The organism is uncultured Corynebacterium sp. (assembly GCF_902489365.1).
Taxonomy (GTDB): Bacteria; Actinomycetota; Actinomycetes; order Mycobacteriales; family Mycobacteriaceae; genus Corynebacterium.
In genome coordinates, this window is record NZ_CABTZR010000114.1 from 1 (window position 1) to 5,487 (window position 5,487).

At 60.6% G+C, this 5,487-nt stretch carries 6 protein-coding genes; all 6 read right to left on the minus strand.

Translation table 11 applies throughout. From position 1 onward, the window contains the following. Positions 1-215 precede the first annotated feature (215 nt). The 6 genes from rplL to RDN59_RS11260 all read right to left on the minus strand — a co-directional run bounded on the left by rplL (position 216) and on the right by RDN59_RS11260 (position 5,409). Entirely contained in the window at positions 216-602 is a 387-nt protein-coding gene (gene rplL, locus RDN59_RS11235; RefSeq protein WP_039673587.1) for a 50S ribosomal protein L7/L12, read from the minus strand. A gap of 86 nt (positions 603-688) precedes the next feature. After that, a complete protein-coding gene (rplJ, locus tag RDN59_RS11240) occupies positions 689-1,210 on the minus strand; it encodes a 50S ribosomal protein L10 (protein WP_070562627.1) in 522 nt (173 codons plus the stop codon). 335 nt (positions 1,211-1,545) lie between these two features. After that, the gene (locus RDN59_RS11245; protein ID WP_308607919.1) at positions 1,546-2,340 is read right to left on the minus strand and encodes an ABC transporter ATP-binding protein; all 795 of its coding nucleotides are present in this window, start codon (positions 2,338-2,340) and stop codon (positions 1,546-1,548) included. Between the two features lie 7 nt (positions 2,341-2,347). Continuing rightward, positions 2,348-3,400: an iron ABC transporter permease gene (locus tag RDN59_RS11250; protein ID WP_308607920.1), complete on the minus strand. Its 1,053-nt coding sequence runs from the start codon at positions 3,398-3,400 to the stop codon at positions 2,348-2,350. Then, on the minus strand, positions 3,397-4,464 hold the full coding sequence (locus RDN59_RS11255; RefSeq protein ID WP_308607921.1) for an iron ABC transporter permease: 1,068 nt from the start codon (positions 4,462-4,464) through the stop codon (positions 3,397-3,399). Before RDN59_RS11255 ends, RDN59_RS11250 begins: the two co-directional genes overlap by 4 nt. After that, positions 4,465-5,409: an ABC transporter substrate-binding protein gene (locus RDN59_RS11260; protein WP_308607922.1), complete on the minus strand. Its 945-nt coding sequence runs from the start codon at positions 5,407-5,409 to the stop codon at positions 4,465-4,467. Positions 5,410-5,487: the final 78 nt, after the last annotated feature.

The window sequence follows — 5,487 nt, forward strand, 5'->3', positions numbered from 1 at the left end:
CACGCCGCAAATCCACACGAAATGTCCCTTAAGCCCCCACGCCGATAGTGTCTCGTTTTGACCCTAGTGTCAAGATCTGACACTAAATGTTTAGAATCCGCCGGGACATCGGGGTCCCGACAAAACGGGAACAACCCCGCACCGCACACAAGCGGAACGAGGTTGTTGGTGCGCAGCGAATGTGCCGCGCGGGAAAGCTGAGTAATTCAGGTGAATTACTTGAGCTCGACGGAAGCGCCAGCCTCTTCGAGCTTAGCCTTAGCAGCCTCAGCGTCGTCCTTGGAAGCACCCTCGAGGATAGCCTTCGGAGCACCCTCAACCATTTCCTTGGCTTCCTTCAGGCCCAGGCCGGAGACGATCTCGCGAACAGCCTTAATAACGCCGATCTTCTTAGCGCCAGCGTCGGTCAGAACGACGTCGAACTCGGTCTTCTCTTCCTCAGCGGCACCGCCAGCAGCCGGGGCACCAGCAGCAACAGCGGCAACCGGAGCAGCGGCCTCAACGTCGAAGACCTCCTCGAATTCCTTAACGAACTCGGAGAGCTCGATGAGGGTCATTTCCTTGAAAGCTTCAATGAGCTCGTCCTTGGTGAGCTTAGCCATGATTGGCATCCTTTCTCATTGTTCCTGGCCGCGCTAGGCAGCCAGATAAGTGTGTGTGTTTAAGTTGTGCGCCTGTAAGTGGCGTCTTAAGCTTCCGCAGCCTTCTTGTCCTGCAGGGCCGCAGCGGTGCGGACCATCTTGGTTGCAGGAGCGTTGAATACGGCGGCAGCCTTTGCCATAGAACCCTTCATGGCGCCAGCCAGCTTTGCGAGAGTGGTCTCGCGGTTGTCCAGCTTGGCGATGGCCTCAACCTGGTCGGCAGACAGAGCGTCGCCGTCCATGTAGCCACCCTTGATAACGAGAGCCTTGTTGTCATCAGCGAACTTGGTGATGACCTTCGCAGCATCCACTGCCTCGCCCTTGATGAACGCAATAGCGGTCGGGCCAGTCAGGTGCTCGTCAAGACCCTCGATGCCAGCTTCGTTGGCAGCGATCTTGAAAAGGGTGTTCTTGGCGACGGAGTACTCAACGTCAAAGCCGAGGTTGTTACGCAGCTCCTGGAGCTGACCCACGGTCAGGCCACGGTACTCGGTAAGCACGATGGAGTTAGCACCATCGAGCTTCTCCTTCAGCTTTGCCAGGTCTGCGGTGTTCTTCGGGTTTGCCATTTTCTACTTCGCCTCCTTTCGAAACATCTCTTGTGTTTTCCGCCGGGGCCTTCCCTACTCCGCTTGCCCGATGGACAACCGAAATAACAAAAGCCCCGTGCAAGAGCACAGGGCGCGCGGGAATCCGCGTTCATTCGCAAAGTGTCTCCTGCGTGGGCCGTCCTCTAGAGCGAGGAACCTTCGATCCGACATTCCGGATGACCGACGGTCTTCGGTGAACTTTGACTCGGCCTCAGCGGGCCGTTCAAACTTCGCTAGGTACTCTACAACCCGACCTGCCCAAACTCCAAATCACTGCGCCGAGAGGTTGTCTCGTGCTTCTTTTGGGACAGTTGTTATTCGCTGAGCACCCCACGCGGAACGATGACGGGGGCGTCGCTTCGCGGGTCTTCCCAGATCTCGACGTCGATGCCATAGGCGGCTGCCAACACTTCTTTTGTCAACGCCTGACGGGGAGTTCCCTGCGCGATGACCTCGCCGTTGTTCATGACCACCATGGTGTCGGAGTACTGGCCGGCCAGCATGAGATCGTGCAACACGACGACGACTGTTTTCCCCGCGTCGGCTTGCTTGCGCACGAGCTCTAAAACGCTGATGGCATGGGCTGGATCGAGGAAGGTTGTGGGTTCGTCGAGTAGCAGCACCGGCGTGTCCTGCGCCAAGGCCAGCGCTAGCCAGACCCGCTGGCGCTGGCCGCCCGAGAGCGCCGCGATGTCACGGTCGATGAAGTCAGTAATACCAGTCTCCACGCAGGCCTGTGCGATGATGTCACGGTCCTTCGCAGACAGTCCCCGACCGCGGCCCAGGTGCGGGTAGCGGCCGCGCGCTACGAGCTCGCCCACCCGTAGCCCGTCCGGCGCCGTCGGCTGCTGCGGCAAAAGCGCCACGTGGGCAGCTGCTTCCTTCGGGCTCATAGCGTGCACGTCCAGCTCGCCGATGTGCACGCTCCCCTGCCGCGGGCGAAGAATCTTAGACAAGGTCTTCAGCAACGTGGACTTTCCACAGCCATTAGGCCCAATGAGCGTAGTGATTTCACCCGGGTGGGCCACCAGGTCAACGCCGGACAGGATGTCGTCCCCGTCCTTATAGCCGGCATGAATACCGGTAGCTGTAATTTCTCTGTCTTTCACAAGCTTTTTATCCTCTCCGCCGTGCGGCGTTCCACACCAAGATGACTAGGGCGCACCCTCCGATGATGGAGGAGACTGCACCCACCGGAGCGTCCATCGGCAACGCTCCAGCAATGACAGCGCACGCGCTCAACAAGGCAGCGCCTGCGGCACAGGAGACCAGTGGCACAGGCGTGGGCGTCCGGGCAACAATGCGCCCCACATGAGGGGCGAGAAGCGCAATGAAACCAATGGGGCCGGCCACGGATACGGTCACCGCGCAGATGCCCGTAGCTGCCACCAGCAGCAGCGCGCGTGTTCGCGTGATGTTGACCCCGAGGGAAAGAGCCGAGAGATCATCATGCGCAAGGAGCGGCAGCTCCCGAGCACACCACAGGCCAAGCACCACGAAAGGAGTCAGCCCCACGAGCAGTGGAATGATGACGTCCATACGCACGAAACCCGTGGTTCCCGCCAGCCACAGCTGCGATTGCGCCGCGCGGAGGAGCTCGGCTGCGCGCAAGAGATACGCCACCAGCGCTTGGAACAGTAGGGAGAGCGCGATTCCGACGATGACGATGCGGTTGCTCGTGCCGATTCCCCCAAGTGCCACCAGCAGGATGGCCGCCAGCACGGCCCCCAGCAGCGCGAGTCCGGCCCTCCACCAGAACATGGAGAGCCCGTCGGCAAGCACAGGCCGGGAGAATACCGTTCCGAGGACCACCATGACGGACGCGCCACCAGTCACGCCAAGAATGTCGGGCGAGGCCAGCGGATTGCGTGACATTGACTGCGTCCACGACCCCGCCAGTCCGAGCGCGGCACCCACGATGAGGGTCGCTAGCGCTACCGGCATGCGCAGGTCCCAGACAACGCGGATTTCGCTTCGGCTTCCGCCGCCGTTGAGGATCTCCAGGACCCGCCCCGGGCTCAAGTCCACGGGTCCTTGACCCAGCAGGAGGACATAGGAGCTTGCTGCGACCAGAACAAAGAAGCAGGTCGCTGCCCATATCCATGTCCGGCGCTGCCGCTCTTGGGAACGCAGATGCTTGACGACGTCCCCCTTCACCCGTCCACTCATAGCTTGTGCTCCCCACGGTGTACGGCCCAGATGAGAAATGGTGCGCCCACAACGGCCAAGACGATGGACATCTCCAGCTCAGAGGGGCCCGCGATGAGGCGGCCTAGAATATCTGCAGCGAGTACGGAGCAACCACCGAGCAATGCGGCAGGAGCAATCATCGCGGTAACTTCTGGCCCCGTGAACCGGCGCAGCAGATGGGGGATGGCAAAGCCAACGAAGGCAATGGGCCCCGTCGCCGCGGTAGCGCATCCCGCTAGGACAACGATGCTCAAGGCAGCGCCGCGCCGCGCCAGCGTGGGAGAACCACCTAAAGCAACCGAGGATTCCTCCCCCATTGCCAGAAGATCGAGCGGGCGCGCCACACGTGCGGCGATGATAAACCCGATGAGCAATCCGGCACCCGCGATGGCGACGTCTTCTGGACCGCGCCCAAACGTGGAGCCAATGGTCCACCGGCGCATGCTGTCGAGGACATCCGTGGAGTACAGGCCGATCAACATGGCGCCAGAACTCAAGGCAGCAGCAACACCTGCGCCGACCAAGACCAGCGTCAAAGGATCCTGAAACCTGCGGGACACACCCAGCACTAATGCTGTGGCTAGGCCGGCGCCTACGAGGGCGAGCGCGGTCCGCATCCCGGTTGAGGTGGCGACACCTAGCACCGTCCCGAGGGCAACCAGGAACGAGGCTCCCGCAGTGATACCGATGAAGCCCGGATCAGCCAAGGGGTTTCTAGTCCAGGACTGAGCAATAACACCTGATACCGCGATTGCCGCTCCCGCGAAGTAGGCCACGAACGTGCGGGGGATACGCAAATCCCACACGATGTTCTCGATGTCTGCTTCGCCCCCATGAAGAAGTGCAGAGAACAGATCAGGCAACGGGATAGTCCTAGAGCCCACTACCAGCGAGCACAGGAAAAGGAGAAGGGTCGCAATAACGAGTCCCGTAGTCAGCCGCGCGCGGCTTCTCCCCCGCGAATCCAGTGTGGCTGCCTTGTCGCCGCGGTGTGCGCCCGCAGCACCGTGGATAGCGTTAGCCTTCCTCGGTAGTGCGAGCACTTAGAGCTTCTCTTCGAACTTGTTGACGGCCCACGGGATCGTCAGCGGATTTGGCATGCTCATCGCATTGCCGGTGTCCGTGTCCAGATAGCGAACACGGCCATCCTTGACCACGTCCAAGCCTTGGAACGTGGAATCCTTTTTCAGCTCATCGACTGCACCGTTGTAATCCAAGACGAACAGGTAGTCCACGTTGTTGAGCTGGGAGTAGTTTTCCGGTGCATAGTCCACGAAGAAGCTCGAACCATCGCCCTGCAGTTCCTGCGGGATCTCAAAGCCGAGATCTTCAATGAACTGGCCGCGGCCATCCCCTGGTGTGTAGAGACCCAGCTTTCCGTCATAGGGCATGACGATGGCTGCTCGTTTGCCCTGTAGCTCCGGGTGGGAGTCCTTGAACTGCTCAAAGGCGCCCTCTGCTTGGTCAATGAGCTTCTCCCCCTCCTCTTCCTTATCCACGGCAGAGGCGATGGTCTTAACTTGCTCATCCCAGGGGATCTGCCAGTCCTCGAAACCTTCGGGCTTCACGGTCAGCGGAGCGATATCCTCGAGGGATTTCTTTGCCTCCTGGTCCACTGCCTGGTTCACGGCGATGATCTGTGTGGGATCCGAGGCAGTGACCTGCTCAAGTACCTCTGCCGTGAAACCGGAAGCGGTGTTATAAATTACCTCGGGCTGGGCATCTCCCAAAAGCTCCTTCGCCCATGGGCCAACGCCGGAGCCATCACCGTCGCCTTGCGCACCCCATGGTGCTACGGCAACCGGAGTGATTCCGAGTGCCAGCACGGTATCGGCATCACCCAGCCCTAGGCTGGCAACGCGCACCTCCTCAGCGCTGTCCGCACCCGTGCTGTCCTCGCCACTTCCGCGCGAGCACCCTGTCAGAGCAATCGCTGCCGCTGAGACAATCGCGAGCACGGCTTTCGCGCGCCGGCTGATAGCAACCATGGAAAAACCTTTCCTTCAACGGGAACGAGCACACAGGAATACGCTCCCCCTAAGTGATTTGAGGCTAGCCTAACCTGC

Coding starts and splice junctions, on each gene's coding strand:
- RDN59_RS11250 (WP_308607920.1), bottom strand. CDS start 3,400: ATGAGTGGACGGGTGAAGGGGGACGTCGTCAAGCATCTGCGTTCCCAA.
- rplL (WP_039673587.1), bottom strand. CDS start 602: ATGGCTAAGCTCACCAAGGACGAGCTCATTGAAGCTTTCAAGGAAATG.
- rplJ (WP_070562627.1), bottom strand. CDS start 1,210: ATGGCAAACCCGAAGAACACCGCAGACCTGGCAAAGCTGAAGGAGAAG.
- RDN59_RS11260 (WP_308607922.1), bottom strand. CDS start 5,409: ATGGTTGCTATCAGCCGGCGCGCGAAAGCCGTGCTCGCGATTGTCTCA.